This is a genomic window from Planomonospora algeriensis (assembly GCF_977012225.1).
On sequence record NZ_CDRNDK010000980.1, the window covers coordinates 1 to 827 of the forward strand.

An 827-nucleotide genomic window follows, 5' to 3' on the forward strand; every position below is an offset into this window, starting at 1 on the left:
AGCGCGAGGTCGAGCCGGGTGGGCCGACCCGCCGCCAGCCGGACCGCGGGCAGCGCGGCGGTGAGCCAGAGCACCGCCAGGTCGGCCGCCTGCCTGCCCGGGGAGGTGACGTCCCGCAGCGGGAGCGAGCGGCCCCACTCCCGCCACACCTCGGCCGCGGACTCGTGCATGTCGACCTCCAGCAGCCCGCCCGAGTCCAGGAACCCGACCGCCCAGCCGTCCGCGGCCAGGGTCCTGGCCAGCGCCACGTCGTCGGTCAGGTGCCCGCGGACCCGGGTGAACCCGTCGGCGGCCAGCATCGCCGTATGGCGGAAGGCCGTGCACTGGCCGTTGGCCACCACCCGGTGCGGAGGCGGAGGGGAGGCCGGGCCGATCGGGCCGAACCGGTAGACGAGCGTGGCCAGGAAGGAGGAGTGCAGCGCCTGCTCGGCGATCCCGTCGCAGACGAACCGGGGGCCCACGGTGACCAGGTCGTAGGCGTCCAGGGCCGCCGCCACCGCTGCGAACAGGCCGGGCGCGGGACGCGCGTCGGCGTCGAGGGTGACCACGACGTCGCCGAGGGCCGCCTCGGTCCCGTGCCGCAGCGCCCACTGCTTGCCCACCCACCCCGGCGGCAGGGGAGGGCGGCCAGGACCTTCGCGCCGAGACCGGCGGCCAGCCGCGCGGTGCCGTCGCGGGAGCCGTCGTCGACCACCACGACCTCCGCGACGGCCGGGTCGGGCGAGCGCAGCCGAGACGCACGGCCCGAGGCGGTGCTCCTCGTCGCGGGCCGGGATCACCACGGAGATGCGCGGGCCGCCTCCGGGACCGGCCGCGGGGGAGAGCGG

General features: G+C 77.9%; 1 protein-coding gene. It reads right to left on the reverse strand.

What is annotated here, in order from left to right; all coding sequences use genetic code 11:
• The coding region (locus ACWJ6R_RS37330; RefSeq protein WP_449066703.1) for a glycosyltransferase at nt 1-602 on the reverse strand (602 nt) is incomplete at its 3' end.
• Nucleotides 603-827 lie beyond the last annotated feature (225 nt).